This window comes from Ruegeria sp. K11 (assembly GCF_056531905.1).
Genome location: NZ_JBQFMP010000001.1, coordinates 42,420 through 66,009 on the forward strand (window position 1 = coordinate 42,420; position 23,590 = coordinate 66,009).

Below are 23,590 nucleotides of genomic sequence, written 5' to 3' on the forward strand. Positions count from 1 at the left end.
CTGCCTGCCCTCATCTGCGGGGCAGGCAGATACCCGGAGTTCTCATGTCCTCGATCCTGATAATCGAGCAGATCCTGAACGGTCTGCAATTCGGCGTCATGCTCTTTTTGATGGCCGCCGGTCTGACGCTGATCTTCGGCGTAATGGGCCTGATCAATCTTGCCCATGGCTCACTGTATATGGTGGGCGCGTTTGCCGCTGCTGCTGTTGCGGGGGTGACCGGATCGTTTTTCATGGGTCTGATCGCGGCGCTGGCAGCGGCTGCGCTGGCGGGGGCCATCATCGAAATGGTGGTGATCCGGCGGCTGTATGACGCCGCGCATCTGGATCAGGTGCTGGCGACCTTTGCCCTGATCCTGATCTTCTCGGAAGGCACGCGGTGGGTCTTTGGCTCATTTCCGCTGTTTCTGAACATCCCCGAGATGCTGTCGGGGCCGGTGACACTGCCCGGAGGGATCGAATACCCCCTATACCGCCTGACTCTGATCGGGGTCGGACTGGCGGTTGCTGTCGGGTTGTGGCTGCTGATCGAACGGACACGGCTGGGCATACAAATCCGTGCGGGTGAGAATGACCGCGAGATGATTGCCGCTTTGGGCGTCGACATCTCAAAGCTCTACACACTGGTTTTTGCGCTGGGCGCAGCGCTAGCCGGTCTGGCCGGGGCACTGGTTGGCGCGATCCAGTCGGTGCAGGTGGGCATGGGAGAGCCTGTGCTGATCCTCGCTTTTGTCGTGATCGTCATCGGCGGCATCGGCTCGATCCGGGGGGCGTTCATCGGCGCGCTGTTGGTTGGCCTGACGGATACGCTGGGCGGTGTGTTCTTGCCCGAGTTGTTCAAGCTGTTCATGGACACCGGTGCGGCCCAGAAAAGCGGCTCGGCCATTGCTTCGATGGGAATTTACATTCTGATGGGGCTGGTTTTGATCTGGCGTCCCACCGGCCTGTTCGGAGCGCGGGCATGAGGATAAACGAAAGACTGATCAACGCCCTTGTCATAGGTGGTCTGCTGCTGTTGCCGCTATGGGCCATGGCGATGGACCAGCCGTTCACCATCACTTTGGTGACGCGCGCGGTCATCCTTGCATTGGCGGCTGTTGGGCTCAACCTGATCCTGGGGATCGGAGGGATGGTCAGCTTTGGCCATGCGGCCTTCTTTGGAATCGGCGGCTATTCCATGGGCATTCTGGCCTACCATGCGCAGACCTATACCGCGCTGGACCTTGGGATATTCGCGACCGATGGCACCAATTCGATGCCGATCATCTGGCTGGTGGCGATGATTGCGTCAGGAATTGTGGCCTTTTTCATCGGCCTTCTGTCGCTGCGCACCTCGGGTGTTTACTTCATCATGATCACGCTCGCCTTTGGTCAGATGTTCTTTTACTTCGCGATTTCATGGGCGCAATATGGTGGCGAGGATGGGTTGTCGATCTATGTTCGCAACGGTTTTCCGGGGCTGAATACGCTGGTTCCGATCCAGTTCTTTGGCATTTGTTTTGCTCTGTTGTGTGCCACGTTGTTCCTGTTTGCGCGCCTGCAGGCGTCGCCATTCGGGCTGGCGCTGAACGCCGCGCGCCAGACCGATGCGCGTGTCGAAACCGTGGGCCTCAACCCGATGCGCCTCAAGCTGCTGGCCTTTGTGCTTTCGGGGGCGATAACGGGGTTGGCCGGGGCACTGTTTGCGGATCTGAACCGGTTTGTATCCCCGACCATGTTCAGCTGGCAATTGTCCGGTGAATTGATCGTGCTGATCATCATCGGTGGCGTGGGACGCCTGATGGGACCGGTGATCGGAGCTTGTGTTTTTGTGGCGCTTGAACATTTCCTCGGAGAACTGACCGAGTTCTGGCACGTTTATCTTGGCATCATTCTGCTGTGTATTGTCCTGTTCGGGCGCGGCGGTCTGATCGGGCTTTTGACTGGCAGAGAGGGCGCGCATGTCTGAGCCTGTTCTTGCAACCCACGGCCTGAACAAACGGTTCGGCGCACTGATCGCGACAAACGACGTTTCGATTGACCTGAGGCCCGGCGAAATCCACGCCATCATCGGACCGAACGGCGCAGGCAAGTCCACTCTGATCAAGCAAATCTGCGGAGGGCTGAGGCCGGATGCCGGGCAGGTCATCTTGTGCGGGCAGGACGTCTCGGACCTTGGCACGCAAGCGCGCGCGCGGGCAGGGCTGGGGCGGACTTTCCAGATTTCGGACCTGTGCATGGAAGATACCGTTCTGGAAAACGCGGTACTGGGTGCCATGGGTGCCGAAGGGGCAGCCTGGCGCTTCTGGCGCAGCGCGTTAAAGACAAAGTCCCTGTGCGAGAAGGCCGAAGCAGCGCTTGCGCGTGTCGGTCTGAGCGCCGAGCGCGACATGCGGTGCGCCGACCTCAGCCACGGGCAGCGCCGCCAGTTGGAGGTCGCAGTTGCGCTGACCCTGTCACCGCGCGCGTTTATCATGGACGAACCCATGGCGGGGCTGGGGGCCGAAGGCTCGAAACGGTTGACCGGGTTTCTAGACGGATTGCGGGACGAAGCCCCGATCCTATTGGTTGAACATGACATGGATGCGGTCTTTGCGCTGGCCAACCGGATCAGCGTTCTGGTCTATGGCAAGGTGATCGCCACCGGCACCGCGGATGAGATCCGAACCAGCCGCGAGGTGCGCGAAGCCTACCTGGGGGATGAGGTATGAGCTTTCTCACGATCCGGAACCTCACCGCAAGCTACGGCGTCAGTCAGGCGCTGTTCGGCGTTGATCTGACCATGGCCGAGGGGGAGGTGACCGCGCTGATGGGGCGCAACGGGATGGGTAAGACAACGACGGTCAAGGCAATTTGTCAGATGATCCGGTCCGAGGGCACTCTGACGCTGGACGGCCAGAACCTGCAGGCGCTGCCCAGCCACAAAGTGGCCCGGAGAGGCGTCGGGCTGGTGCCGGAGGGGCGGCGATGCTTTGCCGACCTGACGGTGCGCGAGAATCTGGTCGCCGCAGCGCGTACGGGGCCATGGACCCTGAAAACCGTATCTGATCTGTTTCCACGATTGTTTGAAAGGCAGGACCAGCGTGCGGTGTCTCTGTCTGGTGGTGAGCAGCAAATGTTGGCTATCGGGCGTGCATTGATGACCAATCCGCGCCTGTTGATCCTGGACGAAGCTACCGAAGGTCTGGCCCCGATCATCCGGCAGGAAATCTGGGCGGCGCTGCGCCGGTTGAAACAGGATACCAAAGTTTCGATCCTGCTGATCGACAAGTCGCTGAAAGAACTGGCGGCAGTCTCGGACAGGGCTGTGATCCTGGAACGGGGCAAGACCGTCTGGTCTGGCGCCATGACCGACCTGACCCGGGACATTTCAGAAAGATATGTGGGGGTCTGATGGCGTTCGAGTTTCATCAGAAAGTGCTGTTCAAACACTGCGACCCTGCAGGGATCGTGTTCTACCCCCGATATTTCGAAATGATGAACGATTGTGTCGAGGCATTCTTTGATCAGGCCCTGAAAACGCCACTTGAGGAATTGCACAAAACTGCTGCAATCCCGACGGCCCAGATCGAAACCCAGTTTTCAGCGCCCAGCCGACATGGGGATGATCTGTCATTTGCCCTCGTGATCAGAAAAGTCGGCCGCAGCTCGGCCGCGTATGTCATGACGGCCCATTGCCAGAAGACGCTTCGGTTCACCACAACGGCCACGCTTGTCTACGTCAACGGACAAGGCCGCCCAACCCCATGGCCGGACGCGCTTCGCGAAAACCTCACTGTATTCAAGGACCCTCAGACATGAGCCATCGCACTATCCACCCGACCGGCTGGTTGCCCGCCAAAGGATACGCTAACGGGATGCTGACCAAAGACGGCACGTTGCATATCGGCGGTCAAATCGGTTGGGATGCCAACAAGAAATTTGTCGAAGGCGGCTTCATCAGCCAGATGAAACAGGCTCTGCGCAACATCGCGGCGATTGTAGAAGAGGCGGGCGGGCAGGTCAGTGATGTGACCCGCCTGACATGGTTTGTAACCGACAAAAGCGAGTATCTGGCCCGGCAGGCCGAGGTCGGCGCCGCATATCGCGAGGTGTTCGGCAAGCACTTTCCGGCCATGTCTATGATCATTGTGGCCGGACTGGTCGAAGATGAAGCCCTTGTCGAAATCGAGGCAACTGCGCATCTGAGCTGATTGCCGAACACCCGAAACCGCCGTCGCATTTCCCGAACGCGCCATGCCGCGGTAGCGGCCCGTGCAATCCTCTGCCTTACGGATCGCGCACTGCTGTCGCACAAGCTGTACGAGCGGTGACAACTGCGCCGTGGATTGCGAGGTTTTTCGAGAAAAATGGTAGCCCGTAGGGGAATCGAACCCCTCTTTCCAGGTTGAAAACCTGGCGTCCTAACCGATAGACGAACGGGCCATCTTGACCTTGCAAGCGTAAATGGTAGCCCGTAGGGGAATCGAACCCCTCTTTCCAGGTTGAAAACCTGGCGTCCTAACCGATAGACGAACGGGCCACGCTGGCTTGTGGAGGGCCTTTTACGGCCTACCTTCCCCCCCCGCAAGCCGAAAAACGTAACGCAGGGCAACTTTTTTGAAACCCTTCCGGCCCGTTGGAAAACCGGGTCAATTCGCCTCGGCAGCGTCTTCCAGACGCAGTTGAACGCTCTGACGCCCACCCCAGGAATTCACCTCAAGCCGTCCGGCAAAATGAAAGCGCGCACCACCATGATTGGACAGCCGCTCGCCCAGAGGTCCCTCGAAAGCGCCAAAGGCGATTGCATCCAATCCGCCGGATATGCCGTCAGACAAGGACAGTTTCAGATGTGTTTCGCCCACCCGTTTGGCAAAGCGAACCTGAAGATCGGGAAGGGCATAACGTGGCGCGGGCGCACCGGCCCCAAAAGGTCCGGCCTTTTCTATCTGCTCGATCAGGTCTACCGACGTCGCAGAGGGCATCAATGCGCCATCCAGCTTCAGGTCAGCCGGGCCAACCTGTCCTGCGCCCTGCTTGGCCAAAAGCTCGGACAGGCGCGCCATCGCAGGTTCCAGTTGATCGCGCATAACAGTCAGGCCGGCCGCCATCTTATGCCCGCCGCCCTTGACCAACAGCCCCTCTGAGGCCAGGCGATGAATCGACGCGCCAAGATCAACACCCGACACCGACCGGCCAGACCCCTTGCCCTCGTTACCATCAAACCCGATCACAATGGCGGGCCGGTTCGCCGCTTCCTTGAGGCGCGACGCAACGATCCCGACGACACCGGGATGCCAGCCCTCGTCGGCTGCCCAGACCAAAGGCGCATCGAGCCCCCGTTCTTCTGCCTGCGCCATGGCTGAGGCGCGCACGGCATTCTCGATCTCGCGCCGTTCCGTGTTCAACGCGTCCAATCGCTCAGAAAGCGCTTCAGCCTCGCTGACCGATCCCGTGCTCAACAGTCGCGCGCCCAGATCGGCCTGACCAATCCGCCCGCCTGCATTGACACGTGGACCCAGTAAAAACCCCAGATGATAACTGTTCGGTGCCGTATCCATGCGGGCCACATCTGACAGCGCGACAAGACCGGGTCGTTGTCTCTGCGCCATCACCTTCAGACCCTGCCGGACAAGCGCGCGATTGGCCTCGATCAATGGGGCCACATCCGCAACCGTGGCCAAAGCCACCAGATCCAGCAGAGGGATCAGGTCCGGCCCCTTGGCCCCGGCCTCGCGCAGTTGCCGCCCGGCCTCGACCAGCATCAGAAACACCACCGCAGCGGCACAGAGATAGCCCAGATCGCCGCTTTCATCCTGCCGGTTCGGGTTCACCACGGCCACGCAATCCGGCAGGGTTTCCCCGCCCAGATGGTGATCCAGCACGATCACATCCGAACCCTTGGCCGCAGCAATGGGTTTGTGACTCAGCGTTCCGCAATCCACGCAGATGATCAGATCATGGCTTTCCGCCAGTTCCTGCATGGCGGGCACATTGGGCCCATAGCCCTCATCTATCCGATCGGGCACGTAGAGCGTTGCGGGCGATCCCATCTGGCGCAGCCACACCAACAACAGCGCCGCCGAAGATCCGCCATCCACGTCATAATCCGCAAACACCGCGATTTTCTGCCGTTTGCGCACAGCTTCCAGAAACCGGGCCGCAGCAACTTCCATATCCCGCAATGCGCGCGGGTCAGGCAGCAGTTCTTTCAGCTTGGGCTCCAGAAACCCCGCGGCCTCCATCGCCGGGACACCGCGCCGCGCAAGAACCTGACAGACCGCACGGGGTAAATCGGTCTGCTGCGCCATCATCTCCGTTGCCCGCTCGACCTCGACCCCCGGTCCAACCCAGCGCCGCCCGCTCAACGATTGCTCAATACCCAGAAACGCCACATCTCACCTCATGCATCAAGGCCGGACCCATCCGGACCCGGCCTCTTCATCTTTTTACAAATACTCTCGCCGAAGGCAGCGGCGCAAGCCGCTATGCGTCGGTATGCGACCACATCGGCGTGCGGTAGGACATGCGCCGGACCGAGCCTGTCTTGGACCGCATCAACAACGTCGTCGTCTCGACCCAGCCCGGTTCCCGCTTGATGCGCGGCAGCAGCGAGCCTCCGGTCACGCCAGTGGCGGCAAAGATCACATCGGCTGTCACCATCTCGTCGCGCGCGTAAACGCGGTCCAGATCGGTGATGCCTGCCTTGGTGGCGCGGCCGCGCTCGTCATCATTGCGGAACAACAGCCGGCCAAAGATCTGGCCACCCATGCATTTCAGAGCCGCAGCCGCCAGCACGCCCTCAGGTGCACCGCCCTGACCCATATACATGTCGATGCCGGTCACTTCGCTTTCGGCACAGTGCATGACACCGGCCACGTCGCCATCGGTGATCAGACGGATCGAGGCACCGGTCTCGCGCACCTCGGCGATCATCGCCTCGTGGCGCGGACGTTCCAGAATGCAGACGGTGATATCGGCAGGATCGCAGCCTTTGGCCTTGGCCAGCGCCTCGACGCGTTCGCGCGGGGTCATGTCCAGATTGACGACGTTTTCCGGGTAACCCGGCCCAACGGCCAGCTTGTCCATATATACGTCCGGCGCATGCAGCATGGATCCTCGCGGGCCCATGGCGATCACGGTCAGCGCGTTGGGCATATCCTTGGCGGTCAGCGTGGTGCCTTCCAGCGGGTCCAACGCGATATCCACGCCGGGGCCCTCACCGGTGCCGACCTCTTCGCCGATGAACAACATCGGGGCTTCGTCGCGCTCACCTTCCCCGATGACGACCACGCCTGCGATATCCAGCAGGTTCAGTTGTTCGCGCATCGCGTTGACTGCGGCCTGATCTGCGGCTTTCTCGTCTCCGCGCCCCACCAGCGAGGCCGAGGCCAGTGCAGCCTGTTCAGCCACCCGGGCCAGGCCCAAAGACAGCAGGCGGTCGTTAAAATCGGTCTTGGCGGCGTTCATGTCCCGTAATCCTTTGGTCAGTTCTGACGTTTTATCCGGCATAGCCTGCGCGGCGCGCTGCCCGCAAGGGGTCAAACCTGCTCGATGCGAAGCGCGACGGGCGCTCCGGCCACCACATCCGTGGCGCGCAAGCCCTCAAGTGCATGGTCCAGTGTTGTGCGGGTGGTTTTGTGGGTCACGATCAGCACAGGGGCGGTGCTCTCGGAATGGCCGTATTGTCGCATCCGGTCGATCGATACGCCAGAATCTCCCAAAATCGCGGCCACCTTGGCCAACGCTCCGGGTTTGTCCAGCAGACCAAGACGCAGATAATAGGGCGCGGGCAGGCCGGTGACGGCAGGCTTCGCCTCTTCCAGCGATGCCGCGGGGCGGCCAAATGTCGGGATTTGCAGCCCACGTGCCAGATCGCAGACATCGCCCATCACGGCGCTGGCTGTTGGTCCTTCGCCCGCACCGGGCCCGCGCAGCACGATCTGTTCGACCGCATCGCCATCCAGCACAACCATGTTGGTGCCGCCTTCCAGTTGACCCAGCGGCGAGTCACTGGGCACCAGGCAAGGCTGCATCCGTTGTTCAAGGCCACGAGCCGTGCGCTGTGCCACGCCCAGCAGCTTGATGCGATAGCCCATGTCGGCAGCCTGATGGATATCGTCCAGGCTGATCTGCTGAATGCCCTCGATCTCGATCCCGTCGAAATTGGGTTTGGTGCCAAACGCGATGGAAGACAGCAGCGCCAGCTTGTGCGCCGCATCGATACCGCCGACATCGAGGTTCGGGTCAGCCTCAAGATAGCCCAACTGCGCACATTCCTTGAACAGGGCGTTATATCCAAGTTCCTGCGACTGCATCCGTGTCAGAATGTAGTTGCAGGTGCCGTTCATGACGCCCATGACGCGCGTGATTTCATTGCCTGCCAGCCCTTCGGTCAGGGATTTGATGACCGGGATGCCCCCGGCCACAGCGGCCTCGAACCGGATCACGCGATCGGAAGCTTCGGCTTTTTCGGCCAGTTCCTGACCGTGAATGGCCAGCAGCGCCTTGTTGGCGGTGACAACATCCTTGCCACTGGCCAACGCCGCCTCGACCGAGGCCTTGGCCGGGCCGTTTTCGCCGCCCATAAGTTCGACAAAAACATCGATGTCATCGCGGCTGGCCAGGGCAACCGGATCGGTTTCCCAAGCGTAATCGGTCAGCGAAACACCCCGATCCTTGCTTGCGTCCCGTGCAGAAACAGCGGTGATTTCGATAGGGCGACCGGTACGAGCCTGCAGCAAGTCTGCGTGACGGCGGACGATCTTGACGACACCCACGCCAACGGTGCCCAAACCTGCAATTCCAAGCCGCAGCGCCTGTGTCATCCCGTGGGGTCCTTTCCGCTCGAATGTGCTACACGCAGCACCATCATGTCCTTTGTCGGCTGCCTTAGCGGGTTCGGCGCAGGGGCGCAATCCGAGTCGCGCCGCAGATCACATGAACGGCAGAGATTAGTGGCGAAACCCTAGTTGGTTTGTGCGTTCTGCAATGCTTCGGCTCGTTTTGTCAGGGCCTCGGCGCGTGCCGTCAGCTCTTCCTCGACTTCCGCAGCCTCATTGATGGGATCAACGGGCGCGCCAAGCGTTTCATCCAGCGGGATCAGACGCGGGTAGGGGGCCTTGCGCAGCGATGCCGCCTCGCGTCCCTCAAGCTCGGGGATGTCGGCGCAGCCGGCACAGGCAATCATCAGAACGATCAAAGGCAACGGTTTCATCGGGCATCTTTCGGTTGCGCTATGGTGACTGTGATGCACCTTTTGCTGGCCCGGATCAAGCGGGGCTTCTATATGAACGATTGTTCATATATCGTGACGCCATGGCGCGTACTCAAGGTTCCCATTCTGATATCACCGGCCCCCGTATCCGCAAAGCGGCGCTTAGCCTGTTTGCGCGGCATGGGTACGCTGCGGTGTCGATGCGCCAGATTGCCAAGGACGTGGGCGTGCAGGCCGGGGCGCTTTACAACTACACGCCGGACAAGCAAAGCCTGCTGTATCACCTGATGCGCGAACATATGCAGGACCTGATGACAGCCTATGACGCGCTGGACACGCCCGACCACCCCGAGGCCGCGCTCCGCCAGTTCGTCAGCTTTCACATCCGCTTTCACCTGCAGCGCCCGGATGAGGTTTTCATCGCCTATATGGAACTGCGCAACCTGACGCCCGAGAATTTCGCGGATATCGAGGCCCTGCGCCGCCGCTATGAAAACGCGCTGGAGGCGATCCTGCAAACCGGACAGGCACGCGGAGAATTCTCGGTTTCCGACACCAAGATCACCACGCTGGCGGTCATTGCGATGCTGAACGGCGTGATGACGTGGTACCGTGCGGGCGGACGGTTGTCGCTGGACGAGGTCGAGCAGGTCTATTGGGACATGGTGCGCAAGGCCGTTTCGGGCTGAGCCTCGCCGATCAGGTCAGTGGGCGGGCCGAATGAATGTTCCGTTGCGAAGTTCTTTGAATGCTTGCTGCAGCTCGGCCTGCGTGTTCATGACGATCGGGCCATGCCATGCCACAGGTTCATTGATCGGTGCGCCTGATATCAGCAGGAACCGGACGCCTTCGGGGCCTGCCTGAACCGTGATCTCATCGCCCGTGCCGAACCGGACGAGGGTTCTGTCGCCGGACATGTCGCGGATGTTCACCTCTTGCCCCGCCACCTCTTTTTCCAACAGGACCCCTGTGGGTTGCGACGCATCCGCAAAGGCCGCCTGACCTTCGAAAACATAAGCAAACGCGCGGCGATACGTGTCGATGCGAAAGGTTTTTCTGACGCCCGCCGGGATATGGATGTCGAGATACTGTGGATCAGCGGCAATTCCATCAACGGGCCCTGTCTTGCCCCAGAACTCACCCACAATGACCCGAACGATTGTGCCGTCATCATCCGTGATCTCGGGGATTTCCGTGCTTTGAACATCCTGATAGCGCGGCGCGGTCATCTTGTGGGCAGAGGGCAAATTCCCCCACAGCTGAAAGCCATGCATCTGGCCGGTCGCCGCACCTTTGGGCATTTCCTGATGCAGGATACCAGATCCGGCGGTCATCCACTGCACGTCCCCGGCACCCAAAGTCCCGTGATTGCCCAGCGAGTCGCTGTGATCCACAGTGCCGGACAGCACATAGGTGATGGTCTCGATGCCGCGATGCGGATGCCAGGGAAACCCCGCCTGATAATCTTCCGGCCGTTCATTTCGAAAATCGTCAAACAGCAGGAACGGATCCAACTCGGACGGGTCCTGAAACCCGAAGGCCCGGTGCAGTTTTACTCCGGCACCTTCCATCGTGGGCACGGCCTTGCGCGTTTCCAATGTGGATCTGAGGGACATGGGAGCCTCCTGATTTGCTGACTGGAACTTAGCCTTCGCCCCCATGGGTTCAATTCGCGCAGAAACACCGGGTCTGTGCATCGGTGCTCAGAGGTGCTTGTTCCTTGCCCGATGTTGCGGATAGACAGGGCGCACAGGCAGGAGGAAGACATGCAACAAGACGTTCTGGCCACGGTAGGCGCCTCGACCCCACGGCGCTGGCTTGGAGTTGGCATGCTGATTTGCGTTGGCGCATTGGTGGTTTACGTCGCGCTGGCGTCCCCGCCTGAGCCGGAATGGCAGATTTTCCTGCTGATCGTCGGGGCAGGGGCCCTCTGGTTGTCGCACCGCATGTGGACCGCGACCGAAGATGTAATCGAACTGACCCAATCCGAGTTGCGCACGCGTTCGGGTCAGGTGATCTGTTCGGTGGAGGATATCGAGTCGGTGGACCGCGGCGTGTTCGCCTTCAAACCATCCAATGGTTTCCTGGTCCGCACGAAAGGGCCCTATGCGCGGTATTGGGCTCCGGGCCTGTGGTGGAGGTTCGGCCATCGCGTCGGAATCGGCGGCATGACAGCGGCCGCCGAAACCAAGTTCATGTCAGAGGTGCTGACAGCGATGCTTAGCGAACGAAGCTAGGCTCAGACGGCTCCGTCGATCTCGTTTGTGAAGCGAGGACGCGTGAAAACAAAGTTCTCAAAAGTGACTGAGTAGGGAATGCCCGCCGCAAAAATCGGATCATATCGGTTCGATGTCTCGACGATAATCAACGTGTCCTGATTGGGCATTGGCGGCAGTTTGGATCGCAACTGATCGATATTGCCATTATCCCACTCGTTCGCGAAGCCGCGCGCAGTGGACCAACGCACGTAGTGGCGGTCGTCTTGGGCGTCAAAGGCGATCAATGTCAGCCGCAGGCTGATCGGTGTGCCATTATTTACCATGGTTTGCATCAGCAATTGCAGGGAATCGACATAGGTATCAGTAATTGTTTGCGTTTCTCGCGAGACCAGATCGCTGACCGTATAGGCCGCCTTGAGGTTCGAGGAGCTCTGACGGAACCCTTCGAAAAAGGTAAAGGTTGCCATCATGGTCCAAAGCAGCATGGGCAGGATCAGAATGGCTTCGACAGTCAGGACGCCACTTTCGTCCTCTTTGAACGCTTTCAGGCGTTTGAAGGGGTTTGCATTCAGTTTCATGATCTTAGATAGGCTCCTGAACAAATGCGGTGGTCGCCGTCAGAGCGTATTGCCCGGTGTCATCCACAAGGGCCTGACCGATTGTCGAGGTTGGGAAGACAGGATCGATACGGGCGCAGGCCCGCAGGATCATCAGTTCGTTTTCCTGACCGTTGGTGAAATTGAGAACCGGTTTCACCTCTTCCGACTTGTCCGTGCAATCCGGGGTCGTGCTTAGCACAATACCGGTAAATGCATCCTGACGGATCATCTCAAGACGCAGGTTATCATTGCATTCCTTGATGAAGTTCGCCCGCAGGCAAATGGCGTCTTTCAAGTCGTCATGCTGCGGGTTGGTACCTGTTCCCAGGCGGATGTCGCGCACGGTCAAATCGACCGCGCGCTCCAACATGGCTTGTTGCATCGTCACCAATGACAGCTCAATCCCGCCAAGCACCAGGAACATGAAGCCCGGGAAAAGGAGACAGAACTCGACCGTTACGCTTCCTTTTTCCGATTTTCTGAAGCGCCGTAGTTTTGACAGGGCTTTGAGTATCATTGTGTCAGCCTCAGTTTGCGGATTGACGAAGCGATCGATGCAAAGGCGTCTTCAAGGTCCAGGCCATTCACGTCATATACGTGGCTGGCAGAGCTCGCACAGTTTTTGATGGTTCGATAGCCGGCTCTGGGTGCCTCGAATGCGATACCGTACACGATGATGCCCTGGTCTTTTGCGGCATCACAGACATGCTTGGTGTGCTGGTTCTTGGCAGCAGTTTCAACCTTCGCATAGGCCTTGTCAGTCCATTCCGCCTGCGCGCTGGGTTGCCAATGGTAGTTATACTCGGCAATCCATTCGAGTGACGCGCGGTTCAGAAGCTCGGGATATGTCAGGCGAATTGCAGTCCCGGGCTCTTGGTTCGAGGCGGTTTCCGGATTGGGGCTGCCATAGGGATGGTCATTCCAAACCTGATTCACGCCCCGGCCTTGCTGCGGCCAGATGAACTTATGCGGGTTGCCTTCCGAGTGGAACACAGAATAGTCACCAGAAACAATGTGATAGCGCCCGGTATAGTAGTCGTACCAATACCGGTTGGCACCCGAGTCCGCATTGTACCAGACGTCGGAATACCCTTCCCGCAGTGACGGGTTCAGCATGAACTGATCCGTATTCTGGCCGTCGGTCATCACGATTGCGATTTTCAGAACGTCTCCGCCATAGTTGGACGGACGATCGGCAAATTTCGCCGGAACGATCTTCTTAGGCGAGTAGGGCAGGTCTTCTTCCGCCGACAGGTCTTTGACAATCCCGCGCATGCTGGGGTCCAGTAGGGCGACACCCCATTTCATCCCAACATCGATCGACGTATTGCCCTTCGGAGTCATTTTTCCGATTTCCGCCAACAGCTTGTCCATGTTGTCGGTCAAAGGCGTAATCGCACTTCCGGGGCGAACAGGGCATACCGGAGTATCGATGGTACCCTCGGAATAGGTAAAGGGGTCGAAATGCGCGGTGCGCTCCAACCGGTCATTACGCTCCAGATCCGAATCGCTGTATTGTTCCGGGATGAAGTTCACGCAATGCGAGTAGTTATGCTCGCTGGTGACATCATTGAACTTGTTCAACAGGGTTTCACCCGCATTGACCTGCGTTGCATAAGGGATAACCGAGATCGAAATCTGCGACTCACCTTCTTTGTCCAGCATGAGTCTGACAAAGTCGGATGCCGATTTCTTCAGAACTTCGATCTTGGATTTTGTGCGATCCGCCGAAGCCCATCTCATCGAACCGGAAATGTCCAGAACCAGCGAGATTTCAACAGCACCGATCGATTCTTCGGCGGCGCTGGTCGCCGTGGCCGTCATATCGAGGATGCCATAATAGCTCATGAAGTTGGTCGGGATAACAGATTCAGCCGTTGCCAGAACCTTTCTTGACCCAAAGCTGTCTTCGACCTTCACATCCTTGAGCTTTTCAAGAAGCCCAGCCTTGTCCAGGTAAGACTCAACAACTGTTTTAGGCGATTCCGTCTGGTCCAGGTCCGCGGCGGCCAAAACCGCCCGGTCAAGAGTGGACTGAAGGGTTGCACGATCACGTTCGAACTTCATCAGATCAACGCCAATGCCTGTGACAGCAAGCATTGCAAGAAACCCGATCAGAACAAAGATCGTGAAAGTCCCATCTTCTTTTTCAGCAAATCGCCGTAGACTAATAGACTTGTATGTAGGCGAGCAGCCGCCTTTATTATGCAGGTGTGTTTTCATTTCGAAGACTCCGCTGAGCAGGCCGAGTAAAGCCGCCATGGAAAAAACTACATAATAAGGTTAATTTTTAAACGTGGCGGGAATTGGGCGAAATTGGCTTGGTTTTGGCCGGTTTAGGTGAATCTGCGCTATAATTCGGGCGTCTGCAGGCGATCTGTCGTCGCATTGGGAACAATAGTCGCGAATTCGACCAATGAGGACGACTCAGCTCGGCCCCCTACATCCGTCGTTCATAAAATGATGAAAAAAAGTGCAGTTGGTGATTGCAGCCCGCGTTCAGTGGTGCGACAAAACGCCATGGAGTTCGTCATTAAGTGGCACGGAGGATTGTATGACCGGCATTAAAGAACCCAGCTTTCGCGAAAGTGTTGATCTGATGTTCAACAGGGCGGCGTCCCTGATGGATTTGCCGCCCGGGCTGGAGGAAAAGATCCGGGTTTGTAATGCCACTTATACCGTGCGCTTTGGTGTTCGGTTGCGCGGAAAGATCCAAACGTTCACCGGATACCGTTCAGTCCATTCAGAACACATGGAGCCGGTGAAAGGCGGAATCCGCTATGCGCTGGCAGTGAACCAGGACGAGGTTGAGGCGCTGGCGGCGCTGATGACCTATAAATGTGCGCTGGTCGAGGCACCTTTTGGCGGCTCGAAAGGGGGGCTGTGCATTGATCCCCGCCAATACGAAGAACATGAGATGGAACAGATCACCCGCCGGTTCGCCTATGAACTGGCCAAGCGCGACCTGATCAACCCGTCTCAGAACGTGCCCGCCCCGGATATGGGGACGGGAGAGCGCGAGATGGCCTGGATGGCCGACCAGTACGCGCGGATGAACACCCGGGATATCAACGCGCGCGCCTGTGTGACGGGCAAGCCGCTGAATGCCGGTGGCATCTCGGGCCGTGTCGAGGCGACAGGGCGCGGCGTGCAATATGCACTGCGCGAGTTTTTCCGCCATCCAGAGGACGTCAAGAAGGCCGGGATGTCCGGTTCTCTGGACGGAAAGCGGGTCATCGTGCAGGGGCTGGGGAATGTGGGGTACCACGCCGCCAAGTTCCTGAGCGAGGAAGACGGCGCGCGCGTTGTGGGCGTCATCGAATGGGACGGGGCGCTGTACAACCCTGACGGCATCGATGTTGAGGCTGTGCGCCAGTGGATCGTCAAGCATGGGGGCGTCAAGGACTACCCGGATGCAACGCATACGGCAGAAGGTGCTGCAGTTCTGGAAGAAGAATGCGATATTCTGATCCCGGCGGCCCTGGAAGGTGTGATCAACCTGTCGAATGCCGAGCGCATCAAGGCCCCGCTGATCATCGAGGCTGCGAACGGTCCGGTGACGGCAGGTGCGGATGAGATCCTGCGCAAGAAGGGCACCGTGATCATCCCGGATATGTATGCCAACGCCGGCGGTGTGACGGTCTCGTATTTCGAGTGGGTCAAGAACCTCAGCCATATCCGCTTTGGCCGGATGCAGCGCCGTCAGGAAGAGGCGCGCCATGAGTTGATCGTCAGCGAACTGGAGCGTCTGGATCGTTATCTGGGCGACGCTTGGTCAATGTCACCGGACTTCAAGGCCAAGTATCTCAAGGGTGCGGATGAGCTTGAGCTGGTGCGTTCGGGCCTCGATGATACGATGCGGATCGCCTATCAGTCGATGAGCGAGGTCTGGCATGACCGTGCGGATGTGGATGATCTGCGCACCGCGGCCTATATCGTGGCGATTGATCGCGTCTCAAAAAGCTATCGCGCCAAGGGGCTGTAAACGCCGCGCCAGAATGGCAGGAGAAGCAATGGAAGGCGTGGCGATGTCGTCACGCCTTCTTTATGTGTCGCTGTGTGGCAAGTTCTTGTCGAAATCAGAGGCGGCATCGGGTTTGCGTCCGGGTACCTCTGATTTGACTGGAGCAGGTTCCAGCGCAGCGCAAGGAGGGGCGAATGCGGTTTTCCGGGTTTCGGGTTCTCAGAGAAGGACTGACCGGCAACAAGGGATGGACCCCTCATTGGCGCGATCCTGCGCCGAAGCCCGAGTATGACATCGTCATCATCGGCGGCGGCGGTCATGGGTTGAGCACGGCGTATTATCTGGCCAAGGAACATGGTCTGACCAATGTTGCGGTGTTGGAGAAAGGCTATATTGGCGGAGGCAATGTCGGGCGCAACACGACGATTGTGCGGGCCAATTATTTCCTGCAGGGCAATTCCGAGTTCTATTCGCATTCGCTGAAACTGTGGGAGGGTCTTGAGGAGGACCTGAACTACAACGTGATGCACTCGCAGCGCGGGATCATCAACCTGTTCCACTCGGACGGGCAACGCGATGCAGCCGCGCGGCGGGGCAATATGATGATCAGCCAGGGCGATGACGCGATCCTGTTGAGCCGCGATCAGTTGCGTGAGATGCTGCCCTATCTGAACTATGACGATCTGCGCTTTCCGCTGTATGGCGGGCTTTATCATCCGCGCGGCGGGACAGCGCGGCACGATGCGGTGGCGTGGGGCTATGCGCGCGGCGCGGATCAACGTGGCGTGGATCTGATCCAGAATTGCGAAGTCACTGGCATCGATATCGAGAATGGTACCGTGCGGGGTGTGCAGACCTCACGCGGGCCGATCCGGGCGAAGAAAGTGGCCATGGTTACCGCAGGCCGATCCGGGCAGGTGGCGGCAATGGCCGGAATGCGGCTGCCGATTGAAAGTCATGTGTTGCAGGCCTTTGTAACCGAAGGCTTGAAGCGCTGCATCGACCATGTGGTGACCTTTGGCATGGGGCATTTCTATATCAGCCAATCGGATAAGGGCGGGTTGGTGTTTGGCGGCGATCTGGATTTCTACGCCTCTTACGCGGCGCGGGGAAACCTGCCCACGGTGGAAAGCGTGATGGAGGCCGGGGTCGCCCTTATGCCAATGATCGGCAAGGCGCGGGTGCTGCGATCCTGGGGCGGGATCATGGATATGTCGCCGGATGGCTCTCCGATCATTGATCGCACGGATATCGACGGGCTCTATCTGAATTGCGGCTGGAACTATGGTGGGTTCAAGGCGGTACCGGGTTCGGGCAACGTGTTTGCGCATCTGATCGCGACGGATCGGTACTATGAGAACGCGACCGGGTTCCGTCTGGATCGCTTCCGCACCGGGCGCGGGATTATTGATGAAGAGGGCAAGGGCTCTCAACACAATCTGCATTGAGGGTGGCGATGTTGGATTTGAGTATTTTTGAAAAGATGAAGCAGGGGATGCGGGTATGAGGATTACCTGTCCTTATTGTGGTGAACGCGACCGGCGCGAGTTTTATTGTCGTGGTGCGGCCGTCGATCTGGACCGTCCCGCCCCGGATGCCGGGGCTGAGTCTTGGGACGATTTTGTCTATCTGCGAGACAATCCGGCGGGCGCGACGCGGGAGCTTTGGTATCACGAAGGTGGCTGCGGCGCTTGGATCGTCGTGACGCGCGATACGGTTACGCATGAGATGTTGGGCTCGCAACTGGCGTCTGAGGTGCAGGCATGAGAGTCGCGGGCAAGGGGCTTATTGATCGGACGCAAACAGTGCCGTTTGTGTTTGATGGCGTCGGTTATGAAGGGTTTCAGGGCGACACAGTGGCCTCGGCTCTGTTGGCCAATGGCGTTCGGCTTTTCGGGCGGTCGTTCAAATATCACCGCCCGCGCGGGGTGCTGACGGCGGGCAGTGAGGAACCCAACGCATTGGTGACGGTCGGCCACGGGGCGGCGCAAGAGCCCAATGTGCGTGCCACCATGCAGGAGATTTACCCTGGGCTTGAGGCGCGCAGCCAGAACCGCTGGCCCAGCCTTGGGTTTGACCTGATGGCGGTCAATGATCTGGCCGCGCCGTTTCTGGGCGCGGGGTTTTATTATAAGACCTTCATGTGGCCCAAAAGCTTTTGGGAAAAGCTTTATGAACCTGTGATCCGCCGCGCCGCCGGGCTGGGCGCGTTGTCCGGCGAAGATAATGCCGACAAGTACGAAAGCGCCTATACCTTCTGTGATCTGTTGGTCATTGGTGCCGGGCCTGCGGGGTTGATGGCCGCACTGACCGCCGCGCGCGCCGGGGCGGGTGTCATACTGGCGGATGAAAACGCGCGGATGGGCGGACGGTTGTTGGCGGAGACCTTTGAGGTTGATGGCAAGCCGGGTCCTGTCTGGGCGGATGAGGTTCTGGCGGAACTCAGCGGCATGGACAATGTGCGTCTGATGACCCGCACCACGGTCGCGGGTGTCTATGATCAGAGCACCTATGCGGTGCTGGAGCGGGTGTTGCATCATTCAGATCGCCGCCCGAATGGGGCGCCGCTGGAAACGTATTGGCGGATTGTGGCGAAGCGATCCGTTCTGGCCGCAGGCGCGCTGGAACGCCCGGTCGCCTTCCGCGACAATGACCGTCCGGGGATCATGACGGCCGGGGCCGTGCGGGCCTATCTGAACCGTTGGGGCGTCAGCCCGGGGCGGAATGTGACGATCTTTGGCAACACCAATGACATTCACCGGACCGCGCGGGATTTGCTGGACGCCGGTGTGCATGTCGCCGCAGTGATTGACAGCCGCCATGATGCGCCTTTGTCTGATGAGTACGAAGTGCTGCGCGGTGCTCAGGTCTGTGGCAGTTCCGGTCGCAAGGGGCTGGAATCGATCACGGTGCGGCGTCCAAGCGGCGAAGAACGTATTCAATCGGATTGTCTGGCGATGACCGGCGGGTGGAATCCCTCGGTCCACCTGACCTGTCACATGAATGGCCGCCCGACTTGGAAGCGTGAGATCGAAGGCTTTGTGCCAACTCCCGGCGCTGTTCCGGGCATGGTGACGGCAGGGGCTTGCAACGGCGCATTCTCGACCGCGTCCTGCCTGCGGGAAGGGGTTGAGGCGGCTGAAAGCGTACTGGCTGATCTGGGTTTGAAAGCGCCTAAGACCGTTCTTCCGCAGGCCGAGGATACGCCCTATGAGATTACTCAGCTTTGGGCTGTTCCCGGCAAGGGGCGCGCCTGGCTGGATTTCCAGAACGATGTGACGGTTAAAGACGTCAAGCAGGCGGCGACGGAGAACTTCCGGTCCGTCGAGCACATGAAGCGTTACACCACGCAAGGTATGGCGACCGATCAGGGCAAGAACTCGAACGTGGCGGCGCTGGCCATTTTGGCCGATGCCACCGGACGGGGGATACCCGAGACCGGGACCACCACGTTCCGCCCGCCATATTCCCCGATTGCCATTGCGGCGCTGGGCGCTGGTGCGGAAGGAAAGGGGTTCAAACCTCAGCGGTTTACCACATCGCATAAGGCAACCGTGGCGCGGAAGGCTCCGTTGATTGAGGCGGGTTTGTGGTACCGGCCCAGCTATTTCCCACAGGACGGGGAAACCAACTGGCGGCAATCCTGTGATCGTGAGGTCAACATGGTGCGTCAGGCCGTCGGGGTCTGCGATGTGTCGACGCTTGGCAAGATCGACATTCAGGGGCCGGATGCGGGCGCGTTTCTGGATTTCGTCTACACGAACATGTTCTCGACCCTCAAAGTTGGTCTCGCGCGGTATGGCCTGATGCTGCGCGAGGATGGGTTCGTCATGGATGACGGCACCACCGCACGGCTGGGCGAGACGCATTACCTGATGACCACGACCACCGCTGCGGCGGGCGAGGTGATGAAACATCTGGAGTTCGTGCATCAGGGCCTGCGCCCCGATCTGGATGTCTCGTTCACCTCGGTGACCGAGCAATGGGCGCAATTCGCTGTGGCTGGGCCGAAATCGCGCGAGGTGTTGAACGGCTTGTTGGATACCCCGCTGGATGATGACAACTGGCCGTTCATGGCCTGTGGGCCGGTCTCGGTGCTGGGCGTTCCGGGGCGTTTGTTCAGGATTTCATTTTCGGGCGAGCATGCCTATGAGATCGCCGTGCCCGCGCGCTATGGCGCGAGCGTGTTCGATATTCTGACCGAACGGGCCGAGGCGCTGGGCGGAGGTCTTTACGGGATGGAGGCACTGAACGTTCTGCGCATCGAGAAGGGCTTTATCACGCATTCCGAAATCCATGGTCGGACAACCGCGTATGATATCGGCATGGGGCGGATGGTGTCGCAGAAGAAAGACTGTATCGGCAAGACCATGTCTGAACGTCCCGGGCTGGAAGAGGACGGGCGCGAACGCTTGGTCGGGCTGAAACCCATCGGGGAAAGCAAGGAGTTACTGGCCGGTGCGCATCTATATGACGAGGAAGCCGAGCCGGTGCGCACCAATGATCAGGGCTATCTGACCTCGGTCTGCTATTCGCCGACGTTGCAGTCGATGCTGGGGCTGGGTTTCCTTGCGGACGGGCCGGACAGGTACGGGGAAATCGTGAAGATGGTCGATCACCTGCGCGGCGTGACGACCCTGTGCGAAGTGGTGAATCCGGCCTTTTTTGACCCCGAAGGAGGGCGTGTGCGTGGATAAGCTGATTGCGATAACCCCCTGCAACGGATTGCTGCCGCTGACAGTCGGTTCGGTGGCGCTCAGCGAAGAAGACGTGGGCGCGATCCATTCGATCTCGCCTTTCAAAGGCAAGCAAAAGGCGGTGTCCGATGCAATGAAGGTCGCGCATGGGATCACCTATCCGGCGGCCAACAGGGCAACAGGTAAGGCGGGCGCGCGGGCGGTCTGGTTCGGTTATGCGCAGGCGCTGCTGATGGGGCCGGAACCGGATGCGGCGCTGCGAGACCATGCGGCGATTGTGGATCAGTCCGACGCGTGGACCATCGTGCGGCTGCAGGGGGCCGGGGCCGAGGACGTTCTGGCGCGGCTTGTCCCTCTTGATATGCGGCCCGCGCAGTTCAAACGTGGCCACACGGCGAGGACTTTGCTGTTTCACATGACCGCCTCGGTCACACGTGTCGGAGAAGGTGCATTCCAGATCATGGTGTTCCGGTCGATGGCTGAAACATTGGTGCATGATCTGAAAAGGGCGATGGAAGGTGTTGCGTCGCGCGGGTAGGATCAACGGAACTCAACTGATTCCGGAGCCGCGCCATGTTTCGCCCATTGCTTGCCTTGATCCTTCTGTCGACACCCGCCTTTGCGCAGGAAACCAAAGAGGAAAGCTGCAGCTATCAGGCTGACGTCGTTCGTGCGATTCAGAAGGCGCGACTGGATCGGGTCAAAGAGGCGGATGTTGCGGCGACAATCGCCTCTGGCAATCCCGCATGGCCGTCCAATTACAGTGCGGCGATCCCGCAATTGACGTCTTGGGTGTATGAGCAAAAACGGCGGGACCTGCGCAAGACGGATTTTGGCGGCGTGCTGTATCAGCAGTGCGTCGATAACTGGGATCAGATTCAGGCCCTAAAAAACAACCTCAACAACTGATATGTCGCTGCCCCCCGGATTTCTGGATGAACTGCGCACGCGCCTCAGCCTGTCTCAGGTTGTCGGGCGCAAGGTCATGTGGGACCAGCGTAAATCCAATCAGGGCAAGGGCGATATGTGGGCACCGTGCCCGTTTCACCACGAAAAGACGGCCTCGTTCCATGTCGATGACCAAAAGGGATTTTACTACTGTTTCGGCTGCCATGCCAAAGGCGACGCGATCAGTTTCGTGAAAGAGACCGAGAATGTCTCGTTCATCGAAGCGGTCGAGATTCTGGCGCGCGAGGCCGGGATGCCGATGCCCGCGCGCGACCCCAAGGCGCAGGAAAAACAAGACCGCCGTGCGCAACTGGCCGAGGTGATGGAGCAGGCGGTGCAGTTTTTCCGTCTGCAATTGAAGACCGGGGCAGGGGCAGCGGCGCGCGATTACCTGACCCGGCGTGGTTTGGATGCTGAGGCGCTGGATCGGTGGGAGATCGGCTTTGCCCCCGACGGCTGGCAGGCGTTGTGGGATCATCTGACTGGCAAGAACGTGGCCGAGGATCTGATCCTCGGGGCCGGACTGGCCAAGCCGTCGAACAAGGGCAAGAAGCCCTATGATACCTTCCGCAACCGGATCATGTACCCGATCCGCGACCCGCGCGGGCGGTGCATCGCGTTTGGTGGTCGGGCGATGGACCCCAATGACAACGCCAAATACCTGAACTCACCCGAGACCGAGCTGTTCGACAAAGGCCGCAGCCTCTATAACCACGGCCCCGCGCGGCAGGCGGCCGGGAAGGGGCAACCGTTGATCGTGGCCGAAGGGTATATGGATGTGATCGCGCTGGCCGAGGCCGGGTTTGGTGCGTCGGTCGCACCCTTGGGAACGGCGATCACCGAACATCAGTTGCAACTGCTCTGGCGTATTTCTGATGAGCCGATCATCGCGCTGGATGGCGACACGGCGGGCCTGCGTGCCGCGATGCGGGCCGTTGATCTGGCGCTGCCGCTGCTGGAGGCGGGCAAGTCTCTGCGGTTCGCCCTGATGCCCGAAGGCAAGGATCCTGACGACCTGTTACGCGCCGAAGGGCCGGGGGCGGTACAAGCGGTGCTGGAAGGCGCGATACCGATGGTCAAGCTGCTGTGGCAGCGTGAGACCGACGGCAAGGTCTTTGACAGCCCCGAGCGCAAGGCGGCTTTGGACAAGTCGCTGCGTGAGAAGATCAAGCTGATCCGCGATCCCTCAATCCGGTCCCATTACGGGCAGGAAATTAAGGACTTGCGCTGGCAATTGTTTCGCCCGCAGCGACAATCGTCAAATCGCCAATGGCAGCCGCGTGGCAAGTGGCAACCGCAGGCGCAGCCTGCGACACCGGGCGCGCGGGCGTCGTTTCTGGCCTCGGCCGAGAACGCGGATATCCAACTGCGTGAGGCGGCCATTCTGGCAATTGCCATTTTAAATCCGCAGGTTGTGGTGCAATTCGAAACCCAATTGGAAGAAATGGAGTGCCACGATCCCGACCACGCGGCGCTGCGCGGCGCGATCCTGCGGCACGCGATCGACGATCCTGAAAACCTGCAAGACCACATCATGCAGGTTTTGGGGCCTGAACCCCTTGAAAACCTGCTGGCCCTTCGCCATGTCGCTGTGATCCCCTGTGTGTATAAACCGGGCGACGTTGAAAAGGCCGAGATGACGCTGGCCGAGGAACTCGCAAAGATCAAAGCGCTCCGGGGGTTGGATGCTGAGATTGCCGAAGCGGCGGAGGAGTTGTCTGATCTGGCCGATGAGGCGCTGACATACCGGCTGGCACAAGCCGCCGAAGAGCGCAACCGTACAAGCCGCAGCCAGAATGAGGACAGGGCCGTTTTCGACATCGCCGACAATGGTGCGCGAATCAACCGCGACGAGAAAGACGCGTTTGAAGCCATCATGTCTGGTATCAATTTCGAGCGGAAACGCCGGTAAACTGGTGTTTTCGTAAGGCACTGGAAAAGAAAAACGGGTAAACGGGTGGCCGAATCACTTCTACGCGCTAATGATT

23 protein-coding genes and 2 tRNA genes are annotated in these 23,590 nt (G+C 59.5%); 15 read left to right on the forward strand and 10 right to left on the reverse strand.

The window, feature by feature from the left end; translation table 11 throughout:
- The first annotated feature begins 44 nt into the window (after positions 1-44).
- The 6 genes from ACR0K4_RS00205 to ACR0K4_RS00230 are packed head-to-tail and all read left to right on the forward strand — an operon-like array spanning position 45 to position 4,172.
- Positions 45-965, forward strand: a complete 921-nt coding sequence (locus tag ACR0K4_RS00205) for a branched-chain amino acid ABC transporter permease (protein ID WP_480852385.1) — start codon at positions 45-47, stop codon at positions 963-965.
- On the forward strand, positions 962-1,948 hold the full coding sequence (locus ACR0K4_RS00210; protein WP_480852386.1) for a branched-chain amino acid ABC transporter permease: 987 nt from the start codon (positions 962-964) through the stop codon (positions 1,946-1,948). Before ACR0K4_RS00205 ends, ACR0K4_RS00210 begins: the two co-directional genes overlap by 4 nt.
- Positions 1,941-2,690, forward strand: a complete 750-nt coding sequence (locus ACR0K4_RS00215; protein WP_480852387.1) for an ABC transporter ATP-binding protein — start codon at positions 1,941-1,943, stop codon at positions 2,688-2,690. Before ACR0K4_RS00210 ends, ACR0K4_RS00215 begins: the two co-directional genes overlap by 8 nt.
- Positions 2,687-3,373 carry an ABC transporter ATP-binding protein gene (locus ACR0K4_RS00220; protein WP_480852388.1) on the forward strand — a complete coding sequence of 229 codons (687 nt, stop codon included), beginning with the start codon at positions 2,687-2,689 and terminating at the stop codon, positions 3,371-3,373. The genes ACR0K4_RS00215 and ACR0K4_RS00220 overlap by 4 nt, the downstream gene beginning before the upstream one ends.
- Complete coding sequence (locus ACR0K4_RS00225; RefSeq protein WP_480852389.1) at positions 3,373-3,780, forward strand: acyl-CoA thioesterase; 408 nt, start codon at positions 3,373-3,375, stop codon at positions 3,778-3,780. Before ACR0K4_RS00220 ends, ACR0K4_RS00225 begins: the two co-directional genes overlap by 1 nt.
- A complete protein-coding gene (locus ACR0K4_RS00230; RefSeq protein ID WP_480852390.1) occupies positions 3,777-4,172 on the forward strand; it encodes a RidA family protein in 396 nt (131 codons plus the stop codon). The genes ACR0K4_RS00225 and ACR0K4_RS00230 overlap by 4 nt, the downstream gene beginning before the upstream one ends.
- A 157-nt stretch (positions 4,173-4,329) precedes the next feature.
- Here ACR0K4_RS00230 and ACR0K4_RS00235 read toward each other — a convergent pair.
- From ACR0K4_RS00235 to ACR0K4_RS00260, 6 genes are all read right to left on the reverse strand, one after another.
- Positions 4,330-4,404 (reverse strand) — tRNA-Glu (locus ACR0K4_RS00235).
- A gap of 22 nt (positions 4,405-4,426) precedes the next feature.
- A tRNA-Glu gene (locus ACR0K4_RS00240) sits at positions 4,427-4,501 on the reverse strand.
- 109 nt (positions 4,502-4,610) lie between these two features.
- Positions 4,611-6,353, reverse strand: coding sequence for a single-stranded-DNA-specific exonuclease RecJ (gene recJ / locus ACR0K4_RS00245; protein WP_480852391.1), 1,743 nt, complete (start codon positions 6,351-6,353; stop codon positions 4,611-4,613).
- Between the two features lie 91 nt (positions 6,354-6,444).
- The gene (gene glpX / locus ACR0K4_RS00250) at positions 6,445-7,428 is read right to left on the reverse strand and encodes a class II fructose-bisphosphatase (RefSeq protein ID WP_480852392.1); all 984 of its coding nucleotides are present in this window, start codon (positions 7,426-7,428) and stop codon (positions 6,445-6,447) included.
- Positions 7,429-7,499: 71 nt separating this feature from the next.
- Positions 7,500-8,786, reverse strand: a complete 1,287-nt coding sequence (locus ACR0K4_RS00255) for a homoserine dehydrogenase (protein ID WP_480852393.1) — start codon at positions 8,784-8,786, stop codon at positions 7,500-7,502.
- A 140-nt stretch (positions 8,787-8,926) separates the two neighbouring features.
- Positions 8,927-9,175, reverse strand: a complete 249-nt coding sequence (locus tag ACR0K4_RS00260; RefSeq protein ID WP_480515833.1) for a hypothetical protein — start codon at positions 9,173-9,175, stop codon at positions 8,927-8,929.
- Positions 9,176-9,276: 101 nt separating this feature from the next.
- Here ACR0K4_RS00260 and ACR0K4_RS00265 point away from each other — a divergent pair, with 101 nt between their 5' ends.
- Positions 9,277-9,864 (forward strand): TetR/AcrR family transcriptional regulator, encoded by a 588-nt coding sequence (locus ACR0K4_RS00265; RefSeq protein WP_480515832.1) that lies wholly within the window; start codon positions 9,277-9,279, stop codon positions 9,862-9,864.
- 15 nt (positions 9,865-9,879) lie between these two features.
- Here ACR0K4_RS00265 and ACR0K4_RS00270 read toward each other — a convergent pair whose 3' ends face one another.
- Positions 9,880-10,791, reverse strand: coding sequence for a pirin family protein (locus ACR0K4_RS00270; protein WP_480852394.1), 912 nt, complete (start codon positions 10,789-10,791; stop codon positions 9,880-9,882).
- 150 nt (positions 10,792-10,941) lie between these two features.
- Here ACR0K4_RS00270 and ACR0K4_RS00275 point away from each other — a divergent pair, with 150 nt between their 5' ends.
- Entirely contained in the window at positions 10,942-11,412 is a 471-nt protein-coding gene (locus tag ACR0K4_RS00275; RefSeq protein WP_480852395.1) for a hypothetical protein, read from the forward strand.
- 2 nt (positions 11,413-11,414) lie between these two features.
- Here the strand turns inward: ACR0K4_RS00275 and ACR0K4_RS00280 are convergent, their stop codons facing one another.
- From ACR0K4_RS00280 to ACR0K4_RS00290, 3 genes are read right to left on the reverse strand one after another with little or no spacing between them, the layout of a single operon-like run.
- Positions 11,415-11,972: a TadE/TadG family type IV pilus assembly protein gene (locus ACR0K4_RS00280; RefSeq protein ID WP_480852396.1), complete on the reverse strand. Its 558-nt coding sequence runs from the start codon at positions 11,970-11,972 to the stop codon at positions 11,415-11,417.
- Positions 11,973-11,976: 4 nt separating this feature from the next.
- Entirely contained in the window at positions 11,977-12,510 is a 534-nt protein-coding gene (locus tag ACR0K4_RS00285) for a TadE/TadG family type IV pilus assembly protein (RefSeq protein WP_480515828.1), read from the reverse strand.
- A complete protein-coding gene (locus ACR0K4_RS00290; protein ID WP_480852397.1) occupies positions 12,507-14,216 on the reverse strand; it encodes a TadE/TadG family type IV pilus assembly protein in 1,710 nt (569 codons plus the stop codon). Before ACR0K4_RS00290 ends, ACR0K4_RS00285 begins: the two co-directional genes overlap by 4 nt.
- A gap of 331 nt (positions 14,217-14,547) precedes the next feature.
- Between ACR0K4_RS00290 and ACR0K4_RS00295 the strand changes: the two genes are divergently transcribed.
- From ACR0K4_RS00295 to dnaG, 7 genes are all read left to right on the forward strand, one after another.
- The gene (locus ACR0K4_RS00295; protein ID WP_480515826.1) at positions 14,548-15,978 is read left to right on the forward strand and encodes a Glu/Leu/Phe/Val family dehydrogenase; all 1,431 of its coding nucleotides are present in this window, start codon (positions 14,548-14,550) and stop codon (positions 15,976-15,978) included.
- A 173-nt stretch (positions 15,979-16,151) separates the two neighbouring features.
- The gene (locus tag ACR0K4_RS00300) at positions 16,152-17,405 is read left to right on the forward strand and encodes a sarcosine oxidase subunit beta family protein (protein ID WP_480852398.1); all 1,254 of its coding nucleotides are present in this window, start codon (positions 16,152-16,154) and stop codon (positions 17,403-17,405) included.
- Between the two features lie 55 nt (positions 17,406-17,460).
- Positions 17,461-17,724 carry a sarcosine oxidase subunit delta gene (locus ACR0K4_RS00305; protein WP_480852399.1) on the forward strand — a complete coding sequence of 88 codons (264 nt, stop codon included), beginning with the start codon at positions 17,461-17,463 and terminating at the stop codon, positions 17,722-17,724.
- The gene (locus ACR0K4_RS00310) at positions 17,721-20,654 is read left to right on the forward strand and encodes a sarcosine oxidase subunit alpha family protein (protein ID WP_480852400.1); all 2,934 of its coding nucleotides are present in this window, start codon (positions 17,721-17,723) and stop codon (positions 20,652-20,654) included. Before ACR0K4_RS00305 ends, ACR0K4_RS00310 begins: the two co-directional genes overlap by 4 nt.
- A complete protein-coding gene (locus ACR0K4_RS00315) occupies positions 20,647-21,192 on the forward strand; it encodes a sarcosine oxidase subunit gamma (protein ID WP_480852401.1) in 546 nt (181 codons plus the stop codon). Before ACR0K4_RS00310 ends, ACR0K4_RS00315 begins: the two co-directional genes overlap by 8 nt.
- A 35-nt stretch (positions 21,193-21,227) precedes the next feature.
- Positions 21,228-21,563: a hypothetical protein gene (locus tag ACR0K4_RS00320; protein ID WP_480515821.1), complete on the forward strand. Its 336-nt coding sequence runs from the start codon at positions 21,228-21,230 to the stop codon at positions 21,561-21,563.
- A gap of 1 nt (position 21,564) precedes the next feature.
- A complete protein-coding gene (dnaG, locus tag ACR0K4_RS00325) occupies positions 21,565-23,514 on the forward strand; it encodes a DNA primase (protein WP_480852402.1) in 1,950 nt (649 codons plus the stop codon).
- Positions 23,515-23,590: the final 76 nt, after the last annotated feature.

Excerpts from the sequence above, each read along its gene's own strand:
- ACR0K4_RS00205 (WP_480852385.1), top strand. The coding sequence starts at position 45 with ATGTCCTCGATCCTGATAATCGAGCAGATCCTGAACGGTCTGCAATTC.
- ACR0K4_RS00210 (WP_480852386.1), top strand. The coding sequence starts at position 962 with ATGAGGATAAACGAAAGACTGATCAACGCCCTTGTCATAGGTGGTCTG.
- ACR0K4_RS00215 (WP_480852387.1), top strand. The coding sequence starts at position 1,941 with ATGTCTGAGCCTGTTCTTGCAACCCACGGCCTGAACAAACGGTTCGGC.
- ACR0K4_RS00220 (WP_480852388.1), top strand. The coding sequence starts at position 2,687 with ATGAGCTTTCTCACGATCCGGAACCTCACCGCAAGCTACGGCGTCAGT.
- ACR0K4_RS00225 (WP_480852389.1), top strand. The coding sequence starts at position 3,373 with ATGGCGTTCGAGTTTCATCAGAAAGTGCTGTTCAAACACTGCGACCCT.
- ACR0K4_RS00230 (WP_480852390.1), top strand. The coding sequence starts at position 3,777 with ATGAGCCATCGCACTATCCACCCGACCGGCTGGTTGCCCGCCAAAGGA.
- glpX (WP_480852392.1), bottom strand. The coding sequence starts at position 7,428 with ATGAACGCCGCCAAGACCGATTTTAACGACCGCCTGCTGTCTTTGGGC.
- ACR0K4_RS00255 (WP_480852393.1), bottom strand. The coding sequence starts at position 8,786 with ATGACACAGGCGCTGCGGCTTGGAATTGCAGGTTTGGGCACCGTTGGC.
- ACR0K4_RS00260 (WP_480515833.1), bottom strand. The coding sequence starts at position 9,175 with ATGAAACCGTTGCCTTTGATCGTTCTGATGATTGCCTGTGCCGGCTGC.
- ACR0K4_RS00265 (WP_480515832.1), top strand. The coding sequence starts at position 9,277 with ATGGCGCGTACTCAAGGTTCCCATTCTGATATCACCGGCCCCCGTATC.
- ACR0K4_RS00270 (WP_480852394.1), bottom strand. The coding sequence starts at position 10,791 with ATGTCCCTCAGATCCACATTGGAAACGCGCAAGGCCGTGCCCACGATG.
- ACR0K4_RS00275 (WP_480852395.1), top strand. The coding sequence starts at position 10,942 with ATGCAACAAGACGTTCTGGCCACGGTAGGCGCCTCGACCCCACGGCGC.
- ACR0K4_RS00280 (WP_480852396.1), bottom strand. The coding sequence starts at position 11,972 with ATGAAACTGAATGCAAACCCCTTCAAACGCCTGAAAGCGTTCAAAGAG.
- ACR0K4_RS00285 (WP_480515828.1), bottom strand. The coding sequence starts at position 12,510 with ATGATACTCAAAGCCCTGTCAAAACTACGGCGCTTCAGAAAATCGGAA.
- ACR0K4_RS00290 (WP_480852397.1), bottom strand. The coding sequence starts at position 14,216 with ATGAAAACACACCTGCATAATAAAGGCGGCTGCTCGCCTACATACAAG.
- ACR0K4_RS00295 (WP_480515826.1), top strand. The coding sequence starts at position 14,548 with ATGACCGGCATTAAAGAACCCAGCTTTCGCGAAAGTGTTGATCTGATG.
- ACR0K4_RS00300 (WP_480852398.1), top strand. The coding sequence starts at position 16,152 with ATGCGGTTTTCCGGGTTTCGGGTTCTCAGAGAAGGACTGACCGGCAAC.
- ACR0K4_RS00305 (WP_480852399.1), top strand. The coding sequence starts at position 17,461 with ATGAGGATTACCTGTCCTTATTGTGGTGAACGCGACCGGCGCGAGTTT.
- ACR0K4_RS00310 (WP_480852400.1), top strand. The coding sequence starts at position 17,721 with ATGAGAGTCGCGGGCAAGGGGCTTATTGATCGGACGCAAACAGTGCCG.
- ACR0K4_RS00320 (WP_480515821.1), top strand. The coding sequence starts at position 21,228 with ATGTTTCGCCCATTGCTTGCCTTGATCCTTCTGTCGACACCCGCCTTT.
- dnaG (WP_480852402.1), top strand. The coding sequence starts at position 21,565 with ATGTCGCTGCCCCCCGGATTTCTGGATGAACTGCGCACGCGCCTCAGC.